General features: G+C 63.4%; 17 protein-coding genes and 1 tRNA gene. 7 read left to right on the plus strand and 11 right to left on the minus strand.

The features are described from left to right. The 8 genes from ACN0T5_RS18245 to ACN0T5_RS18280 form a co-directional block, all read right to left on the minus strand. Positions 1 to 1,605, minus strand: a 1,605-nt coding sequence (locus tag ACN0T5_RS18245; protein ID WP_417770046.1) for a thiamine pyrophosphate-binding protein, incomplete at its 3' end; no start/stop codon positions are given. Further along, positions 1,602 to 2,309: an aldolase/citrate lyase family protein gene (locus ACN0T5_RS18250; protein WP_417770047.1), complete on the minus strand. Its 708-nt coding sequence runs from the start codon at positions 2,307 to 2,309 to the stop codon at positions 1,602 to 1,604. The genes ACN0T5_RS18250 and ACN0T5_RS18245, both read right to left, overlap by 4 nt. Beyond that, on the minus strand, positions 2,306 to 3,025 hold the full coding sequence (locus ACN0T5_RS18255; protein WP_417770048.1) for an SDR family NAD(P)-dependent oxidoreductase: 720 nt from the start codon (positions 3,023 to 3,025) through the stop codon (positions 2,306 to 2,308). Before ACN0T5_RS18255 ends, ACN0T5_RS18250 begins: the two co-directional genes overlap by 4 nt. Then, positions 3,022 to 3,222, minus strand: coding sequence for a hypothetical protein (locus ACN0T5_RS18260; RefSeq protein ID WP_417770049.1), 201 nt, complete (start codon positions 3,220 to 3,222; stop codon positions 3,022 to 3,024). The genes ACN0T5_RS18255 and ACN0T5_RS18260 overlap by 4 nt, the downstream gene beginning before the upstream one ends. A 284-nt stretch (positions 3,223 to 3,506) precedes the next feature. Then, positions 3,507 to 4,511, minus strand: a complete 1,005-nt coding sequence (locus tag ACN0T5_RS18265; RefSeq protein WP_417770050.1) for an SMP-30/gluconolactonase/LRE family protein — start codon at positions 4,509 to 4,511, stop codon at positions 3,507 to 3,509. Next, positions 4,408 to 5,685, minus strand: a complete 1,278-nt coding sequence (locus ACN0T5_RS18270) for a TRAP transporter large permease (RefSeq protein ID WP_417770051.1) — start codon at positions 5,683 to 5,685, stop codon at positions 4,408 to 4,410. The genes ACN0T5_RS18265 and ACN0T5_RS18270 overlap by 104 nt, the downstream gene beginning before the upstream one ends. Beyond that, a complete protein-coding gene (locus ACN0T5_RS18275; protein ID WP_417770052.1) occupies positions 5,678 to 6,115 on the minus strand; it encodes a TRAP transporter small permease in 438 nt (145 codons plus the stop codon). Before ACN0T5_RS18275 ends, ACN0T5_RS18270 begins: the two co-directional genes overlap by 8 nt. An 86-nt stretch (positions 6,116 to 6,201) precedes the next feature. Further along, entirely contained in the window at positions 6,202 to 7,182 is a 981-nt protein-coding gene (locus tag ACN0T5_RS18280; protein WP_417770053.1) for a TRAP transporter substrate-binding protein, read from the minus strand. Between the two features lie 226 nt (positions 7,183 to 7,408). Between ACN0T5_RS18280 and ACN0T5_RS18285 the strand changes: the two genes are divergently transcribed. After that, on the plus strand, positions 7,409 to 8,173 hold the full coding sequence (locus tag ACN0T5_RS18285) for an IclR family transcriptional regulator (RefSeq protein ID WP_417770054.1): 765 nt from the start codon (positions 7,409 to 7,411) through the stop codon (positions 8,171 to 8,173). A 298-nt stretch (positions 8,174 to 8,471) separates the two neighbouring features. On the opposite strand, the gene ACN0T5_RS18290 is transcribed toward ACN0T5_RS18285, so the two are convergent. Beyond that, positions 8,472 to 9,329 carry an MBL fold metallo-hydrolase gene (locus ACN0T5_RS18290; RefSeq protein ID WP_417770055.1) on the minus strand — a complete coding sequence of 286 codons (858 nt, stop codon included), beginning with the start codon at positions 9,327 to 9,329 and terminating at the stop codon, positions 8,472 to 8,474. 685 nt (positions 9,330 to 10,014) lie between these two features. On the opposite strand from ACN0T5_RS18290, the gene ACN0T5_RS18295 reads away from it, so the two are divergent. The 3 genes from ACN0T5_RS18295 (at position 10,015) to ACN0T5_RS18305 (ending at position 15,810) form a co-directional block, all read left to right on the plus strand. After that, entirely contained in the window at positions 10,015 to 11,154 is a 1,140-nt protein-coding gene (locus tag ACN0T5_RS18295; protein ID WP_417770056.1) for a sensor histidine kinase, read from the plus strand. 430 nt (positions 11,155 to 11,584) lie between these two features. Beyond that, positions 11,585 to 12,724 (plus strand): efflux RND transporter periplasmic adaptor subunit, encoded by a 1,140-nt coding sequence (locus ACN0T5_RS18300; RefSeq protein WP_417770057.1) that lies wholly within the window; start codon positions 11,585 to 11,587, stop codon positions 12,722 to 12,724. Continuing rightward, a complete protein-coding gene (locus ACN0T5_RS18305; RefSeq protein WP_417770058.1) occupies positions 12,721 to 15,810 on the plus strand; it encodes an efflux RND transporter permease subunit in 3,090 nt (1,029 codons plus the stop codon). The genes ACN0T5_RS18300 and ACN0T5_RS18305 overlap by 4 nt, the downstream gene beginning before the upstream one ends. A gap of 443 nt (positions 15,811 to 16,253) precedes the next feature. Here the strand turns inward: ACN0T5_RS18305 and ACN0T5_RS18310 are convergent. After that, a tRNA-Ser gene (locus ACN0T5_RS18310) sits at positions 16,254 to 16,343 on the minus strand. Positions 16,344 to 16,644: 301 nt separating this feature from the next. Here ACN0T5_RS18310 and ACN0T5_RS18315 point away from each other — a divergent pair. Beyond that, positions 16,645 to 17,295 (plus strand): DUF1236 domain-containing protein, encoded by a 651-nt coding sequence (locus tag ACN0T5_RS18315; RefSeq protein ID WP_417770059.1) that lies wholly within the window; start codon positions 16,645 to 16,647, stop codon positions 17,293 to 17,295. A gap of 100 nt (positions 17,296 to 17,395) precedes the next feature. Here ACN0T5_RS18315 and ychF read toward each other — a convergent pair whose 3' ends face one another. After that, positions 17,396 to 18,493 (minus strand): redox-regulated ATPase YchF, encoded by a 1,098-nt coding sequence (gene ychF / locus ACN0T5_RS18320; RefSeq protein WP_417770060.1) that lies wholly within the window; start codon positions 18,491 to 18,493, stop codon positions 17,396 to 17,398. 99 nt (positions 18,494 to 18,592) lie between these two features. Between ychF and ACN0T5_RS18325 the strand changes: the two genes are divergently transcribed. Further along, positions 18,593 to 19,015 (plus strand): VOC family protein, encoded by a 423-nt coding sequence (locus ACN0T5_RS18325; RefSeq protein ID WP_417770061.1) that lies wholly within the window; start codon positions 18,593 to 18,595, stop codon positions 19,013 to 19,015. Between the two features lie 66 nt (positions 19,016 to 19,081). Continuing rightward, positions 19,082 to 19,339: tryptophan synthase subunit alpha (locus ACN0T5_RS18330; RefSeq protein WP_417770062.1), on the plus strand; the 258-nt coding region annotated here is incomplete at its 3' end.

A 19,339-nucleotide genomic window follows, 5' to 3' on the forward strand; every position in this document is an offset into this window, starting at 1 on the left:
GGGGGCAAGGTCTTCGGGGTCCGTCACCCGGATGCCGTGGCAGCCGAAGTCGGTCGCGAGCTTTGCATAGTCCATCTCGATCAGGTCGGAAGACTGGTATTCGCCGTACATCGCGTGTTGCAGCGACTTGATGTAGCCCGAAGCGGCATTATTTACGATCATCAGCGTGAACGGCGTGCCCGCCCGACGCGCGGTCTCAAGCTCTCCGATGACCATGTTGAAGCCGCCGTCGCCGGTGATCGCCACTACCGGCTGATCCGGCACGGCGAGTTGCGCGCCCAGCGCGCCCGGCAGGCCATAGCCGATGGACGCGAACCCGCGATTGGCCACGAAGCGGCGCCCGGCGGCCTTGGTGTCGTAGAGCAGCCCGGCCCAATGGGCGGCAAAGCCACCGTCGGCGACCAGCACGCTGTGTGCCGGCATCTCGGCGTTCAGCTCGCTCAGCATACGGCCCATGTTGATCGGCGTTTCGGTGGACTGCAGCTTGTCCTTCGCTTCGTCGCGCCACTTCGCCATGCGCGCCGGAACCTCGGCCACGTAAGCCGCGCGCGCTGCCTGTGCGCGGGCGGATCGGTCGCGCAGCGCGTCTGCCAGGTCTTCCAGCCCGGCGCGGGCGTCGCAGACCAGGGCGTGGTCGGCCGGCGTCGTCCGCCCGATCTCTTCGGCCATGACCTCGAGATGGATGACCGGCGTGGCCCCGGTGAACAGCTGGAAACGCTTGGTCGCGATCTCGCCCAGTTTGCAGCCGACGACGACCAAGCAATCCGAGGTCTCGATCAATTCGTTGGCGATGCGCGAGAAGCGCCCGAACAGCCCCGCCGACAGGCCATGCGTGCAGGCGATGGCCCCCTTGCCCGACAGCGTGTGCGCCACCGGGATCGCCTGCTGTTCGGCCAGGGTTTGCAACGCCTCGTAGGCCTGGCTGACGTGGATGCCGCCCCCGACCAGGAGCAGCGGCCGCTCTGCCCCCGCGATCGCCGCCGCCGCGGCCTGCACCGCCCGGGCATCCGGACGCGGGCGATAGGCCGGGAAGCGTGTGGTCGCCGGATCGATCCACAGATCGGCGATGTCGTAGTCGTGGCACTCATGGGCGACGTCCTCGGGCACGTCCACCACAACCGGTCCCGGACGCCCCGAGGTGGCGACGGCATAGGCCCGCCGCACCAGTTCGGGAACCCGCTGCGCCTGCTCGATACGAATGATCTCTTTGACCGCGGGGCGCAGGATGTCGATCTGGCGCGCCTCCTGCGTCATGTTCTTCCAGGAGTGATCGCGGTGCGTGTCACCGACGAAAACTACCTGCGGGATGCCGGCGTTGTGGCTTTCGACCAGAGCGGTCACCAGGTTGGTCGCGCCCGGCCCCAGTGTCGCGTCGCAGACGCCCGGCCGCCCCGCGACCCGCGCCCAGGCGTCGGCGGCAAAACAGCCGACCCTCTCGTCGTTGATCAGGTGATGGGACAGCCCCTTCTGACGCACCGCCTCGTAGAACGGCAGCAACTGAAAGCCGCCCATGCCAAACATCGGCCCCACGCCCGCCCGCTCGAGAATCTCGACGATCGCCGCGCCGCCGGTGAGGGTGACCCTGCTGTTTCCTGGTGCGTTCATTTGGCTTGGTCCTTGGTTTGAATGGCGGCGAAGGGCGCGATGCCGTGCCGCAGGAAATCCATCGTGTGAAGGTAAAGAAAGCTGACGCCGCGCGCCTCGTTCGCCGCGATCGTGCCCTGGGTGCAGAGCATCCCGGCACAGCGACCGGCCGAGGTGATGCGCCGGATCAGTCGGTCGATCTGGCGCGCGACCTCTGGATGCGAGATGTCGCCGCCGTGCCCCATGCTGCGGGACAAATCGACGGGCCCGACAAAGAAGGCGTCGATCCGCGCGAGCGACAGGAAGGCGTCGATCGCCCCGGCCGCGGCGGCGGATTCGATCTGGATCACGATGGCGACGGTGTCTGCGCGCGCGCCCATGCTGTAGTTCACCGCCTCGATCACGGCCTCTGCCTGCGCCGGGCGGTCGAGACGCGGCACGACGATCCCGTCGATCCCCCGGAACAGGTATCTCTCGATGCTGGCGGCGCCCGGGTCCGGGAGCCGCACCAGCAGGGGCGTCGCCTCGACATGCGCGGCGCGACGCAGATCGGGGATCGACCCGATCGAGGTATCGCCCTGCTCGCAATCGACAAAGATCACGTCGGCGCAGTCGCGCGCCAGCGCCTGCACGAGGCTCGGCGAGGTGAAATCGATGTTCACCACCAGTTGCCGCTGCCGCGCGCGCAGCTTTTGGCGAAGCCCGAGGGTCTCGGCACCGGTCATAGCGGCGCGACCCCGGCGGAGAGCCCGCCGCAGACGTAGAGCGTTTGTCCGTTCACAAAGCCGCTGTCCGGCGACATGAAGAAGTGCACGGCATTGGCGATATCCGCGGGCGCGCCCATGCGTCCGACAGGGATGTCGCGCACCATCTTCTGCCGCCGCTCGCTGCCATCCGGGTTCATCTGGTCGAACAACCCGGTCGCGACCGGCCCGGGGGCCACGCAATTGGCGGTGATCCCCGCGGCGCCCAGCTCCAGCGCCCAGACCCGCGTCATCGCGATCAGCCCGCCTTTGGACGCTGCGTATGCGGTGCGCAACTCGCGCCCAAGGGCGGACCGGCTGGAGATATTGACGATGCGGCCATAGCCCCGCCTTTTCATCGCAGGCACCAGTTCGCGCGCGCAGATCGCCGCGGCAGTCAGGTTGATGTCGAAGGTCGCGGACAAATGCGCGTCATCCGTGTCTTCCAGCGCCGCGGTGCGGGCGAGGCCGGCATTGTTGACCAGTCCGGTCACTTCGAACTTATCGCTGATTTCGCCCAGCGCCTGCGACAGCGCGGCATGGTCGCACATGTCGAGGGTGAAGTTCGCAAAGTCGCGGCAATCGGCACCTGTCCGGTCGATGTTGACGACGTGATACCCCGCGCTTTGCAGGTGCATCGCCGTTGCCCGCCCGATCCCAGCCGACGCGCCGGTGACGACGACGGAACCGCGCATCATCCCTGCCCCGCGTAGCCGCCGGTTTCCAGCACAGTGATATTTGCGCCTTCGAGCGTATCGCCGAGAACCTGCGCGACCGCGGTGTCATAGAGCAACCATGTCTGCCCCGTCGCCGCGATGGCGAGAGTTTCATCCGCGGCCACCGGCACTGCCAGCAGCAGAGATGCAATTGCCGATATTGCTTTGAGCTTTCCCAATTACTGGCCCTTCCCAGGGTTTTGATGAATCGAACTTTAGTGCGATTTAACGGAACTTAACGCGAATGCGCGCACTGTGTCAACGCGCTGAAGCTCGCCTGATTATCATGGGTAACTGTCAGATTTTAAATAATGATATTACGAATCTGGCCAGGTAGCGCCGCTGCCACCCTTTGATCTCGACGGGCCTTCTGTTCGACTTAGTGAAACCGCCGAGTCAGTCCATTTCTCGGCGTTCACGCCGGGCGGGTCTTGCAATGCCAGGTCGCGTGCCCGCGCCCGCCCTAGTCGGACCGCCCCGTTTCGAGCGCATAGACCTCGGCACGAAGGGACTCGGTCACGAGGAACCGGCCGCTTGCTGGCTGCGCTTCAACGAGGTTGGTCAGGTAGTCGGCCCCCGGCGCGGCATGCAGCGCGAGCGGGCGGCCCGAGGCATCGAACTGCCAGACGCCCATCCCCGGATGCACGACAAGAAGCGTCTTGCTGCGCGTGCACCAGGCCAGCCCGTCAGGCCCGATGCCACCCGAGAGTTGCAGGAACAGCCCCGCCTTCTGGATGCGCGGCCCCTCGACCAGGGGCAGCCGCCAGATGGCATTGGCGCGCGTCAGCGCAAGAAAGATCGTGCGTCCGTCCTCGCTTGCCACCAGCCCGTTCGGCCCCGCCAGACCACCTAGCAGGCAACTCGTCTCGCCCGCCGCCGACCGGTACAGAAGCCGCCCGTATGGCGCATCAAGGCCAGAGCCGCCCTGGTCGGTCGTGAACACGCCGCCGTCCGGCGCGAGAACGAGATCGTTGAGCCCGTGCAGGGGCTGCCCCTCGAACTGGTCCATCAGGACGCGGCGGGCCTGTCCCGCCAGCTCCAGACGGATCAGGCCCACCCGATGATCCGCGATCAACAGTTGCCCGTCCCGGCCCAGGCGCATTCCGTTCGGCCAGCCGTCGTAGTCATAGGCGACGGACCAGTCGCCGTCCGGGGCAAGCCGAAGGATGCGGCCGAACGGGATATCCGTCACCAGCAGGCTCCCATCCGGCAACATGCACGGGCCTTCAAGGAATGCATCCAGGTGCGCGCCTTGCAATCGCTCCTCGGCCCAGGGGCTTGAGCGGCCACACCGCAGGAGATCGGGCAGCCGGGACTGCAGCCTGAGCTCTCGGACGGGCGGAGACGCGAAGATCATGGCACTCCTAGACGAAGCCGGGCAGCCAAAGCGCCAGCCCCGGGAACAGCGCCAGCAACAGCAGCATCGCGAGCATGATGGCGTAATATGGCAGCGCGCCCAAGACGACATCGCGGTATTCGGCACGATTGACGCTTTGCACCACGAAGAGGTTCAGCCCGAAGGGCGGCGTGATCTGCCCGATCTCGATCAGGATGACCAGGAAAACCCCGAACCAGATCGGGTCGATCCCGTAGAGACCAAAGGCCGGGGCCAGCAAGGGCACGGTTATGACCATCATCGCGATACTTTCCACGAAGAGACCGAGAAAGACGTAGAGAAGCGCGACGGATACAAGGAACATCGGCGGCGACATGCCCAGCCCGAGAACCCATTGCGTCACCGCGTTGCTGATGCCGGTGATCGCCATTGCAAAGGAAAACAGAAAGGCCGCGACGACGATGATCAGGATCGTCGAACTTGTGCGCGTGGCCCTGCGAAAGGCCGTGGAAAGGCGCTCTCGGTCCATTTTGCCGAAGGTGAAGGCGATCAGCGCGGCCATGCTGCATCCGATCGCGGCCGCCTCGGTCGGTGTTGCAAACCCTGCGTAAAGCGATGTCAGCACCAGCGCGATCAACAGCGTCACGGGCAGCACGTCGATGACGAGGTCCAAGAGACGCGCGCGGGGTTCCGCGACGGCGCGAGGCTTTTTCGTCATCGCACCCGACATTGCCACGTAGCTCGCAAACAGGAAGGTCAGCACCAGGCCGGGCAGCAGCCCCGCCGCGAAGAGCTTGACGATAGAGCTTTCGGTGAACGCGCCGTAGACGATCAGGGCGATGGACGGGGGAATGAGGATGCCCAGCGTCCCACCCGCGGCCAATGAGCCGTAGGCCTGCCGCATGTCGTAGCCCTGTTTTTCCAGTTCCGGCACAGCGACAGTGCCGATGGCCGCCGCCGTTGCGACGGAAGATCCGGAAATCGCCGAGAATATCGCGCAGCCGATGATGTTGGTTTGCAGCAGCCCTCCGGGAAGGCGGCGCGTCAATTGCGACAGCCCGCCGTAAAGGCGGCTTGCCAGCCCGCTTTGCAGCAGTATCTCGGCCATCAGCACGAAGAGCGGTATCGCCGTCAGGGTGAAGCTGTTGGACGAACTCCAGGTGACCAGCCCGACGGCCTTGAGCCCCGCCACGCCCTTCGCGGACAGGATGATCGCCATGGCGAGGCCCGCGATGACGAAGGGAATCCACATTCCGACCGCCAGCAGGACGAAGGCGCCGGCGACGATAACGAACGATTCAGCCATCTTCTTCCTCGCCACTGTGCTGCAAAGACCGGCCCGGCGCGAAAATCGCCGCGACGATGACCACCGCCAGCAGGGCAACGCCGGCTACCATGACCGCCTGCGGCAAGAAGTTCGGCATGCCCAGCGCCATGTCTGACCGGGTTCCGCGCCGCCAGCTGTCAAACGCCAGGACGGCCAGTTGCCAGACGTAGACGCCGACCACCGGCAGTGACAACAGCAGGAAAACCCGGGTCAGCGAGGTTTTGACGCGCGGCGAAAACAGCCGGTAGAGGGCATCGATCCGCAGGAAACCCCGCGATCTGAACGTCGCCGGCAGCGACAGGAAGATCAGCGCCACCAATCCGAGCGACGAGATCTCTTCGGCCACTTGCAGCGACTGCCCGATGAAAAAGCGCATGAGAACCTCGATGGTGACCACCACGACCATCATTGCCAGGATCGCGTAGCAGATGAGGTCAATCGCGGAGAGAAGGCCCCGAAGGGCCTTCCCGTCAGCGCTGCTTGACTGCCTCACCGTCAGCGCCCGAGCTCGGCACGAACATCCGCCAGCGCGCGCTGGGTTCGCGTATTGCGCCCTGTTGCCCACTGATCCCAGAATGGGGCCATAGCCTTTTGTGCCTTGTCGATATCGCCGTCGCTCACCTCGTGAACGGCGATGCCGCCAGCTTTCAGGTCCGATGTCACGCTCGCTTCGTTCGCCATGTTCTGCTCTGTCGCGAGACCCGCGTATTTTTGCGCCAGTTCGCGCAGCAGTGCCTGATCGGCTTCGGTCAGGGCGTCGAAGGCCACCTTGTTGACGATGATCGCGCTGTTGAAAAAGTTCGGGCCAAGCCGGTAGGTAGAGGTCAGTTGATCCTTCCACAGCCGCCCCCCGCCCACGGATGCGGTGAAGACACCGTCAACCACGCCGGTCTGCAGCGCCGTGGGAACCTCGGCACCGCCGATGGTTATCGGCGCGCCACCGAAGGCTTCGACAAAGGCGCCCTGCTCGGGCGAGGACACGCGCATCTTGCGCCCCTTCATATCGTCCAGCGAAGCCATGTCGAAGGTGCCCCAGCCGACCTGGAGCGGATAGAGATACTGCGCAAGCAGGACGACGCCCTGCTCGGCGAAAGCCTCTTCCAGCGCCGGGGTGACAACCTCGAGTCCCGCGTTGAATTCCTCGAGACTGGCGAACAGCATCGGCAGGCGCAGGATGCCGCCCTCTTCGACGGAGCCCAGGAAGAACCCGTCAGCCGCGATGTCGATGATACCGGTCCCGACCGACTGCGTGATGTCGGCAGCCTTGATCCCCAGCGATCCCGCGAGGTTGACCGTAAGCGTGACGTCGCCCTCGGACCGCTCGGAAAACTCCTGCGCCAGCGCGATCAGGTTGCTGGAGCCGGGCAGCGCGTCGCTCGCAAGGTATGTATAGCCCGTCCAACTGGTCTCGGCGAGCGTGGCCGAGCCCGTCGCGAATGCCAGGCAGGCGGCAAGCGCCTTCAGTTTGAGTGTCATCACGATCCCCCCCTAGGTATCATCTATTCGAACTAAGTTTCGATAGGCTGAACACTAAGTGAGAGGTTTCTTGGCTGTCAACATAAATTGCCGGGCCGATAATAAGCATCTATACATCTGAAAACGTTTAGATTTTTATTCTTTCGCGAAGATTTGCCATATCCCCCACCGGATGGTACTCAGGAATTCGTTCGACTGAACGGAACCTGCGACTCGGAGATCTTGCGTGAACGGACTTCATCAGAACACCAAACGGCTTGCCGCTGTGCTGGACGCGGTCTCGGCCCAGGCACCCCGCGGGGTAAGGCAGTTCGAACTGGTCGACCTGACGGGGCTTGGCAAGGGCACACTGCATCGCATTCTCGCGGGGCTGGTGGAATCCGACCTTCTCGAGTTCGAGGCCGAGACCAGCCGCTACTATATCGGGCGCAAGGTCATGAGCTGGGCCAGCGCGGGACGGATGCACAACAGCATGGTCGACAACCTGCGCCCTGCCCTCGACGAGATCGGCGCCAAGACCGGCGATACGGTGTATCTGACCTACAAGCATGGCAATCGCGCGACCTATGTCGAACGGGTGATCGGAACCTACCCGCTGCGGTCCCTGCCGCGCGAAATCGGCGAGCAACGCCCACTCGGCATCGGCGCTGGCCCGCTGGCGATGCTGGCCGGCATGGTCGAGGACGCGCGCGAGGCGACGCTCAGGGAAATCGCGACCGACATACGCAGCTACGGCATCAGCGAGAAGACCCTGCGCGCGCTGGTTCAGCGGTCGCTGAAGCTGGGTTATGCGCTTCATGATGGCGAGATTCAGCAGGGGATGGTGGCGATCGGCCTGCCACTGCGGAAAGGCCCCAGCATCGTCGGCGCGATCTCGGTCGCCGGCACCGCCGAACGAATGCCCATCGACAAGCATCAGGGCGTGATCGAGTTGGTGCAGGATGCCGTGGTCTCTCGAAACGTCGGGCTGGTATGCCAGCTCAACACCTAGAACGTCCGTCTTTCGGAACACCCGTCCTTCCGCGGCTTGGCAACACGCGTGCCAACAAGCGCTACGGGAGCGAACCCTTGCTGGACATACCGATTGACTTGGCCTTTCGTTGCAAAGGCTCTCGAACGCCGGAGCGACGCTGAACACCGTGAGACAGATCCGCCCCGCCAGGCCTTCCGACGGTTCAATCAAACCGAAGGCAGCAGAGACTGCCCGCGGGTGCAGCCTTCCGCCGCCGGCCTGAACGAGGGTCGCCGGACAAGGCCTTGCAAGCGGCACGCGGCCGCATGGCGCGTGGTCAGTCCAGTTCGATCCGTGTGCCGTCCTGCCCCACGATCAACGTTCCGTCCCAATGCCCCTTCACCGCCGCGTGCCAGTCCGCGGCGTCGTAGTCGGCATCGTCCGCCGGGATCAGGTGCGACAGGGCCAGTCGCCGCACTTCCGCCCGGGTCGCCGTCTGCGCGGCGTCATGGGCGAAGCTGTGCGAGCGCAGCAAATGCTCCATCAGTTTGTCCGAGCCGTTCCCGACCCGTTTCAACAATGCCGGCAAGGCCGCCTCGAGCATGGCCTCGTGGACCAGCAGGTCGGCACCGCGGGCAAAGTCCTCCAGCGCCTCCAGCGGCGCGGTATCGCCGGAAAAGACGACGTGGCGCGCCTCGGAGCGGAAGGAGAAGGCGAAGCAGTCGATCAGGGGCGGATGCTCGGTGCGGATCGCGGTCACGCGGATGCCGTCCTGGGTCATGACCTCGCCCGCGTCGATGGTGTGGACCCTGACGAGTTCGCGCAGGTCGGGGCGGCCCTCGTCCTCGATCCTGAGATCGATATCGGCCTTCATCGACGCGAGGAACCCGTCCCAATAGGTGTCAAGACCGTCGGGGCCGTAGACCTCGACCGGTGTCTTCAGCCCGGCGGTCCAGGCTGTGTGGATCAGCGGCCCGAGTTCGAGGTAGTGATCCGAGTGCAGGTGGCTGATGAAGATCAGCGACAGGTCCTTCAGCTGCATCCCCTGCTCGACCAGGCCACGGGTCACGCCCAGCGCGCAGTCGACGACGATCTGCCTGCCGTTCAGGCACAGAAGGTTCGATGTCGGCATGGAAGAGCCGGGCCGGATCGCGGGTCCGCCCTTGGTGCCAAGTAGAACGACGTGATCTTGCATGTTCGATGTCCTTCTGCGGCCGCGAAACCGGTGTCGAGCGCGGCCAGCACGGTGCCAGCCTCGGCCTCGAAAAGGACCAGCGGCGGCGACAGGTCGATTACGCGTATCAACCCGTGGCCACCGCGCACATCGGCGACCGGCGCGTATTTATCCTGCAACTTCAGCCAGCTTAGGTAAAGCCGGAAGCTCCGCGCGGCAGCGTTCTCGACCGAGTTTCACAATCAGCATTCGGAAAGGCATCGGTGGGCAGGTCGCAGCTTCGCGGCCAGGTTTGGTCGATGGCCGCCGCACTATCGGGCCGACAACGATCCGGTAGCAGAACGTCAGGCCGAACGCGCAGCCTATGCAAGGGAGCGGAGCCGGCGCATCACGTTCGAAGCGGCCTTAGAGCGGTTCTATAGTGAAAAAGTTCGGGGAGAGCTCGAGAACGCAAAGCTTAAAAATCAGTGGCGCTCGACCCTCACCAGTGCAGAAGGATTCCAGACGGCCTGCAGTTCCCCTCCACGAAATCGGAGATCGTTCTAGATGCGAGGCGCACGCCTATACATGCTCGCTCCATTGCGGCAGGTGCTGCATGTTTGACTTAATCGCCAGAGACGGTGATAACATCCACGCGCTGACTGCTTTATCATAGCTCGATCGGCTGGCCATCCAGGCACAGAGCGGAAGAGGGTAGGACTTCCAGATGGAACATGTCGATCTGTCAACGGAGGCTGAAGCAGCGCGGCTGACGGCAGTTCGTCGATACTCGGTGTTGGACACTCCGCCCGACGGAGCGTTTGATCGGATCGCGAGACTGGCCGCGCATCTTCTCCAGACCCCGATTGCCATCATTTCAATCGTGGACGAGGACCGGATCTGGTTCAAAAGCTGCGCAGGCCTCGAAGGGGTTAGTGAAATCCCTCGCAACCCCGGTCTCTGCGCTTCGGCGATCTTGCAAGAGGGCCCTTGGATTCTCGATGACGCGTCGGTCGAGCCAGTGGCGCTGAGTAACCCGCTTGTCGCGGGAGAGTTCGGTCTGCGATTTTATGCCGGCATTCCGCTCAGGACGAGTGACGGACACGGGCTGGGCACATTGTGCGTCATTGACAAGGAACCGCGAAGCCTTTCACCGGATCAAACGGCCATACTGGAAGATCTTGCTGCGGTCGTCATGGATGAACTTGAACTGAGACGGGACGCCATTGAGACTCATGGTGCCCTTCTGCGCGAGATGCAGGAAAAGGAGCTACTGGCGAAAGAGGTTGAGCACCGGGTCATGAACAGCCTGCAACTCGTATCATCGGTAGCACGGCGTAAGGCAGCTCAGCATGACGGGCAAACCGCTGCCGAACTCAAAGACATTGCGGCCCGCATCGGAGCGATCGCGCAAGCAAACCGACATATTCAGCAAAGCTTGCCAGGCCTCGCTGAAAATGGCGATCTGGCATTGTTCCTCGAAGTATTGAGCCGTGAGCTGTTTCCTCTATGCCCGAGAGGCGGGTTGATCGAAGTAGAATGTCCCTCGGTTTCCGTACCTCGAGACCAGCTGGTTTCAATTGGCCATCTCGTTACCGAGCTGGTTTTGAATGCCGTCAAGAGTGGGGCTGGGAGGATTGATTTGCGAGGCGATCTGGAAGACAAGCAACTAACGCTCAGCCTCAATGATGATGGTCCCGGACTTCCGGACGGATTCGATCCCAGCAATAGTAAAGGGTTGGGCATGGCCATCTTGCAATCGATGACTCAAAAGCTTGATGCAGACGTCACCTGGGGCCGTAGCCCCAGGGGCGGGGCGCAGTTCGTTCTAACACTTCCTCTCGCCCAGAACGGGAAAATGCGCTGAGATAAGTTGATCGCGCGCGCGGCCTAAAGCCAATCGGATCGGCGGTCTTTGATAAACCCCGGTGTCCGAACCAGCACTCACTATTTCACGCTACCGTTGCGAACCCGCCGAGATACCGCTGGATTGCACGTTTTGATCGTTTGCCGCAGGGCTTCTCCAAGCGCTCTCCTCGTTGTTCGCAGGTTTTGCTCGGATCGACAGACACCCCGTTGACCCGAAAGAAATGTTTGAGCGACGGAATTCTCTTCGGTCTCCGTATCAGAAGAAGCACAAGCATCGCAGGGCCCCTCTCTACCACTGAATTTCGCACACACCCCCCACTGATCATAGCGTTCAGCCGGATCCCCCGTTCCGTGAGGATGCTGTGTCAAAATGCGCAGTGGGCGAGACAATTGACGCCCTGTCCCTTTCAACAGCGCCTTCAGGAGCCATGAAGAATTTGAAACGATTATCCTACGCAGTCCTCTCCCTCGTGATCATCGCAGGCGCCTATGGCATCGCATTCGGTGTGCCCGAAGAGGTTGCGCAACTCTGGGGCGGCAGTGCCACGGAAACAGCCGAGGCACCTCAAGAAGCGCGATCTGGGCGGGGCCGTGGTGGGCAGGGTCGGGCGACGACGGTCGTTCTCACGCCGTTGGAGGCCCGCGCATACACGCTGATCCTGCGCGCTGTTGGCAGCGCGGTGTCGCTTCGCCAGACAGAGGTGACCGCGACCGATGCGGGCGAGGTAGTCGAAACCGCGCTCAATGCCAATACGATGGTGCAAAAGGGCGATGTCCTGTTGAAACTGGACGACCGTTCGGAACGGCTGGCGCTCGAGATTGCCGAAGCCAACCGCGATCAGGCGCAGGAAACAGTCACCCGCTTCGAGGGCCTGCGCAGCAATGGCAGTTCTGTCGTGACAGACGTGGCGCTTGCAGAGGCGCGGGTGGCGCTTCGATTGGCCGAAGCCAATCTGAGGCTGGCTCAAGTCGCGCTGGATGACCGCACGATCACAGCCCCGATCTCTGGCCGCTTGGGGCTAAGTGAAGTCAGCGTGGGCGACCGCCTGTCAAGCGGGGACGCCATCGTGACCATCGACGATACCACCAGCCTCCTTGCGACGTTCGAGGTGCCGGAACGCTCCATTGGCCTTTTGGCCGAGGGCAAACCGGTCCTCGTTTCGACACCCACCTATGCGGGGCGCATTTTTGAGGGTGAGATAACTGCTTTCGACAGCCGGCTCGACAGTGTGACCCGCAGCGCGACGGTGCAAGCAAAGATCGAGAACTCCGAAGGGTTGCTGCTGGCTGGCATGACATTTGCCATTCGCATGACCCAAGAGACCGACCCGCTGCCCGTCGTGCCCGCAACCGCCATCACATGGGACCGCAGCGGCGCGGGCATTTGGGTCGCCGAAGAGGGCAGCGGGCGCCGTTTTCCTGTCACCAACCGCTACCGAGAGGGCGATCGGGTCTGGGTTGAAACCGACGCCCCCTTGGGCGCTGAGATCGTGGCCGAGGGCGCGGCGAAGCTGCGTGAAGGGGCGCAGGTCACCGCCGCTGGCGCGCGCAAAGGTCCGGGCGCATGAGTTTCGAGAAAAAAGCGCATAAGGCCGGTTTCGCAGACATTTTCGTGGCGCGGCCCATCTTTGGGATCGTGCTGAACCTGCTGATCATCATCGCCGGGCTTGCGGCCTTTACCAGCGTCGACATCCGCGAAATGCCGGACGTCGACCGGCCCGTGCTCTCGGTCAGGACCACCTACGAAGGCGCCGTCCCCAGCACGGTAGACACCGAAGTCACCCAGGTTCTCGAAGATGCGCTAAGCGCGCTTGAGGGGATGTCTTATATCGAATCCACGTCGAGCACCGGGTCGAGCCGGATCACCATTGACCTGTCTGACGGCACGGACGTCAACGTCGCCGCCAATGAGGCGCGCGAGATCGTATCGGGCGCTTTGCGCTCTTTGCCCGATGATATCGAAGCCCCCAGCGTCAGCAAAAGCGACAGCAACGCCGACGCGATCATTCGCCTCGCACTATTGGGCGATGCCAGCCTCGACACGCTGACCCAGCTTGCCGAAGGCGCGGTTTACGAACGCCTCTCGCTGATCGACGGCATCGCCGAAGTCACCCTGCGCGGCGACCGGGCCAATGAGTTCCGCGTGGCGGTGAACATGCCGTCCTTGCTAAGCCGTGGGCTGACGATTTTTGATGTCTCGACCGCGCTACAACAACTGCGCGATGACACCGCCCTTGGCGCGCTTTCAAGCGAGTCGCAGACTCTCTCGCTCCGGGTCGGCAGCAAGGATGTTTCCGTCGAGACCATTAACCAACTGCCGATCAATGACACGACCCAAGTGGCCGATATCGCCTTTGTCCAACTGATCCCCGAGGACACGAGCGTCTACACCCGCGTGAATGGTGAGACGGCCATCGGCCTCGACATCACCCGGCAATCGGTTGGCAACACGCTGGAAATCTCGCGCGATGTGGGCATCGCGGTTGAGGAATTGCGCGCGCAGATGCCCGAGGGCGTGCAACTGCTGGTCACCTCGAACGACGGTATCTTCATCGAAGGGTCGATCAACGAGGTCGTCAAATCCATCCTCATGGCGACCGGTATCGTAGTGGCGGTAATCTTTCTGTTCCTGCGCTCTCCACGGGCGACGCTGATCCCTACGGTCACGATCCCCGTGGCCCTGGTCGGGACGCTCGCAGCGATATGGCTCACGGGGTTTTCCGTCAATACGATCAGCCTGTTAGCGCTGGTTCTGGCGACGGGGATGGTGGTGGATGATGCCATCGTCGTGGTCGAAAACATCGTGCGCAAGCGCAAGTCCGGCATGGGGGCTTTCGCCGCCGCGGCCTCGGGCACGAACGAGGTGTTCTTCGCCGTGATCTCGACGACCGCCACACTCGCGGCGGTCTTTGTTCCGATCTCCTTTTTGCCGGGGCAGGCGGGCGGCGTCTTTGCCGAATTCGGCTTTGTGCTGGCCTTTGCCGTCACGCTGTCGTCAATCACCGCGCTCACCCTCGCGCCCGTTCTGTCGGCCCTGCTGGACCCCGGCAAAACGCAAGCCAATTCAAAGGCAGCCGCGCCGGGTGGCCTGGCGCGTCGCTTTGACCGGGTGATGGATTTCGCCATCCGCACGCCCTTGTTGGTGCTGGCGGTTGCCATCGGCTTTGCCATGATCGCCATGGGGGCCGCGACGAGTTTGCCCTCGACCGTCACGCCAGAAGAGGACCGGGGCTTTTTCCTTGTGCAGGCGCGCGGCGCGTCGGACACGACGATCGACTATCTCGACACGCAGGTTTTGATGGTCGAAGACATTCTTGCGCCCTACCAGGAAAGCGGGCAGATCGAGACCGTGCAAAGCATAGTCGGCGTCGGTGGCGGCACCAGTGCGTTTATCGTCGTCCGCCTGCCGGATTGGGCCGAACGAAACTTTACCCAGCAAGAGTTGATCGCGCAGATCAGTGGCCGTCTGGCCTCGGTCCCCGGGGTGCAGGTCAGCGCGCGCTCGACCAACAGCCTTAATATTCGCGGCGCGGGCGGCGGGCTGAGTTTTGCCGTGACCGGCACTAATCTTGCGAATATGACCGACGCAGCCGGCAGCCTCGCCGCGGCGATGGCGCAGGATGCGACCTTTCTGAACCCGCAGCTGTCCAACAACAGCGTCAATGCTCAGTTGGAGGTGAATGTGGACGACCGCGCCGCGGGCGATATGGGGCTCAACAGCTCTGATGTTTCGTCCCTCGTGCGGGCGTTGGTGCAGGGGGATGTGGCGGTCACCGTCTTTTCAGATAATGTCGAAGTGGATGTGAATGTCGTCCCCGGTGGGCCGCCGATCAATGATCCGTCTGACATCGCGTCCATGTCCATCCGTCTCGACAGCGGCGGATATGTCCCGCTCTCGACCGTTGCATCGCTCGACATGGTGGTAAGCGACGCGCAGATCCAGCGTTTGGGCGGCGCGCTCGCCGTCTCATTGCAGGCGAACCTTGGCGAAGGTGTGAACCTGTCAACGGCGATGGACCGGCTGCTTACGCTCTCCGAAGAGGTTCTGCCCGAAGGCATGGGCATCACCTTCACTGGTGAGGCCGCAACGCTCGACGATTCCCAGGGGGGCATCTACATGGTGTTCGGCGTGGCGCTGATCGTGGTTCTTTTGGTGTTGGCCGCCCAATTTGAAAGCTTTGCCAGCGCGGTGGTCATCATGATGACGGTGCCCTTCGGCCTTGCCGCCGCTTTGCTGGCGATCGCCATGACCGGCGGTTCGCTGAATTACTACAGCCAGATCGGCCTTGTGATGCTGATCGGGGTCATGGCCAAGAACGGGATCCTGATCGTCGAATTCGCCAACCAGCTGCGCGAAGCAGGCGCAGATATCGACAGCGCCATCCGAAACGCGCTGCGCCTCCGCATCCGTCCGGTGACGATGACGATGGTCTCAACGGTCTTTGGGGGCCTGCCTCTGATCCTGACCACCGGCGCAGGGGCAGAAGCCCGGATCGCCGTCGGCTGGGTGATCGTCGGTGGTTTGGGCTTTGCAACCGTATTCACCTTGTTCCTGACGCCGATCTTCTACCGCTGGATCGCGGTCTGGGGCGCGGCACCGGGAGGGGCAGCGCAAAGGCTGAAGTCAGAAGTTGAGGCGACTGCGGGGGAGTAGTAAGGCGGCGCCAGTAGGTCTCCGCGACCGCCTACGTGCGATTCTTGATCTTGCCATCGATCTCGAATGGAGGAGTGATAACCCCGTCACCTTGGTCAAGCCGCTAAAAGTGCGCTCGAAAGGCTTTCACACTTGGACCGAGGAAGAGATCGAAAAATACTATGCGGTCCACCGTCCGGGGACACTCGCTCATTCAGCAATGACCCTCATGCTGTATACCGGTGCCGCTCGGTCAGACGCCGTAAAACTGGGACGGGGCAATGTTCATGGAGACCGGCTGCGCTACCGACGGCAATAAACAGAAGACAGCGGAGGGGTCTTGATCGACATCCCCAAACACCCTGAGCTTCGCGCAGTCATCGATACACGCTCTCCATCACCACTCCCTGAGGTTCGTCAACAGCCCGCCCAATTCACTGAAGAGGAAGGACAAAATATGATAATGGCGGAGACGAAGGGATTCGAACCCTCGATACCGTTTCCGGTATACTCCCTTAGCAGGGGAGCGCCTTCGACCACTCGGCCACGTCTCCGCGGACGGGTATAGCCGCGGGCGTGGAGGAAACACAAGGCGGAAATCCCTTCGGCGTGCCTCGGAATCCATTGCATGTCGCGCCTCTGTGCCGTCGTCGCCGGTCTCAATGGGCTAGGGGCCGAAAACCGGCGGGACACCGGGTAAGCGCAGGGCCCCGGGACCGCTTCGATCGGCGGGTTTTGGCGCAGCCGGCGCGGCGCCTTGAGGCGCGCGGGAACACTTTCTCACCATCATGGTTGTGCCCCCACACCGGCCGCGAAACGCGGCCATGTTCGAGTGAGAGAGAGAAAGGTAACACCATGAAAAAGCTTGCATTTGGCGTATCCGCCGCCGCCATCCTGGTCGGCACCTCGGCATCTGCCGCCCTGGAAGCGACCGCATTCACCGATCTCAACCTGCGCGCGGGCCCTGGCCCCCAGTTCGAAGTCGTCGATGTCATCGCCGGCGAAGACAAGGTCAGTGTCGAGGGTTGCCTCGAGACCGCAAACTGGTGCGAGGTTTCCTACAACGGCACCACCGGCTGGGCCTACGGCGACTACCTGAGCGCCCCTGTCGAGGGCGAGCCTGTCGTGGTCTACGAGAACCGCAAGGTTCTGGAAGTGACCACCGTCGACAATGACGAGGAAGTCGAGTCCAACATCGCTGGCGGCGCAGGCGTTGCCGCAATCGCTGGTGCCCTGATCGCCGGTCCCGCCGGCGCGGCCGTGGGCGCTGCCGTTGGCGGCACCGCGGGTGCCATCGCGACCCCGTCGGAAGAGGTCACGACCTATGTCGTCAAGAACGAGCTCGAGCCGGTCTATCTCGAGGGTGAAGTCGTCGTCGGTGCGGGTATTCCCGAAACCGTCGAGATCGCCTCGATCCCGGAGAGCGAGTATGGCTACCTCTACGTCAACGGCGTGAAGGCCGTGGTCGATCCCGAGGATCGCCGCATCGCCTACATCGTTCGGTAACAGCCGACGCACGCGTTCCGGTCGCCCCCGTGGCGGCCGGATAGAACCAGGGGCCGGTTTCCGTGATGGAAGCCGGCCCTTTCGCGTCTCAAAGGATGATTCAGGTGTTAAAGAGGAAGTGCAGCACGTCGCCGTCGCGGACGACGTAGGACTTGCCCTCGGCGCGCATCTTGCCGGCCTCCTTGGCCGGCTGCTCGCCGCCAAGCGAGACGTAGTCGTCATAGGCGATGGTCTCGGCGCGGATGAAGCCCTTCTCGAAATCGCCATGGATCACACCGGCGGCGCGCGGCGCCGAGGTGCCCTTGCGGATGGTCCAGGCGCGGGCCTCCTTGGGTCCGACGGTAAAATAGGTCTCAAGGTGCAGCAGCTCGTAGCCGGCGCGGATCAGCCGGTCGAGCCCCGCCTCCTCAAGCCCCATTTCCTGCAGGAACATCTCGGCCTCCTCGGGATCGAGCTGCGCGATCTCTTCTTCGATGCGGGCCGAGATCACAACGTGGGCATTGCCCTGTGCTTCTGCCATCTCGCCGACGCGCGCGGAATGGGCGTTGCCGCTCGCGGCCTCGTCCTCGGCCACGTTGCAGACGTAGAGCACCGGCTTGGCGGTCAGAAGTTGCAGCATCTTCCAGGCCTTGGCATCCTCGTCATCGACCGCGACGACCCGCGCCGGGCGTCCCTGCTCCAACTCGCTCAGCGCCGTGCGCAGCAGCCGGTCCTGCTGCTGGGCCTCCTTGTCGTTGCCCTTGAGCTTGCGTTGCAGGCCCTGCAGGCGTTTCTCGATGCTCTCGATATCGGCGAGCATCAGCTCGGTCTCGATGGTCTCGGCATCGGCCACCGGATCGACGCGTCCCTCGACGTGGGTGACGTCGCCGTCCTCGAAGCAGCGCAGCACGTGGGCGATGGCATCGACCTCGCGGATGTTGGCCAGGAACTGGTTGCCCAGCCCCTCGCCCTTGCTCGCGCCCTTCACGAGGCCGGCGATATCGACGAATGTCATGCGCGTCGGGATGACCTGCCTGCTCTTGGCGATTCCCGCCAGGGTGTCGAGGCGCGCATCGGGCACCGCGACCTCGCCGACATTGGGCTCGATCGTGCAGAAGGGAAAATTCGCGGCCTGGGCGGCAGCGGTGCGGGTCAGCGCGTTGAACAGGGTGGATTTGCCGACGTTCGGCAGGCCGACGATGCCCATCTTGAAGCCCATGATGGCTCTCCTTTCGCGAGTCTCAGGGCTTCTATGCAGCAAAAAGCGTTACTGCAAGCATCCCGGACGCTAGACTGGCGGGGCGAAAGGAGCACGACCATGAAAATCACGCCCTACCTCTTTTTCAATGGCGAGGGTTCGGAGGCTCTCGATTTCTACGCTGGCGTCTTCGGCAGCAAGCCCGCGGCGGTTATGCGCATGTCCGACGCTCCGCCCGACATGCCAATACCCGAGGATCGCAAGAACTGGATCATGCACAGCGAATTGCCGGTCGGCTCGGGCCGGATCTTCCTGTCCGACGATGTCATGTCGAACCCGGGGCCGATGCAGGGCGGCTGCTCGATCATGGTCGAACTGCCCGGCGCCGAGGAGGCGCGAAAGGTCTTCGACGCGCTCTCCGAGGGCGGCGAGATCCGCATGGAGTTCCAGCCGACGTTCTGGGCCGCCGGCTTTGGCACGCTGACCGACCGCTTCGGCGTTCGCTGGATGGTCGGCTGCGAGGAAGCGCCGCAGGCGGCGTGATCGGGCATTGATTTCCGCCACCGGCTGACGCAAACCGGGTGGACCATCACGAACCGGGGGCCGGGAATGAGCAGAATCGACGCCAAGTTCGCAGAGCTTCGTGCCGCGAACAAAAAGGCCTTTGTCGCCTATATCATGGCCGGTGACCCCGATGCCGCAACCTCGCTGGAGGTCATGCGCGGCCTCCCGGGCGCCGGCGTCGACGTGATCGAACTGGGCGTGCCCTTCCCCGACCCGATGGCCGACGGTCCGACGATCCAGGCCGCCGGGCAGCGCGCGCTCGCCGGGGGGCAGACGCTGCAACAGACGCTCGACATGGCCCGC

Source organism: Stappia sp. (genome assembly GCF_048261845.1).
Taxonomy (GTDB): Bacteria; Pseudomonadota; Alphaproteobacteria; order Rhizobiales; family Stappiaceae; genus Stappia.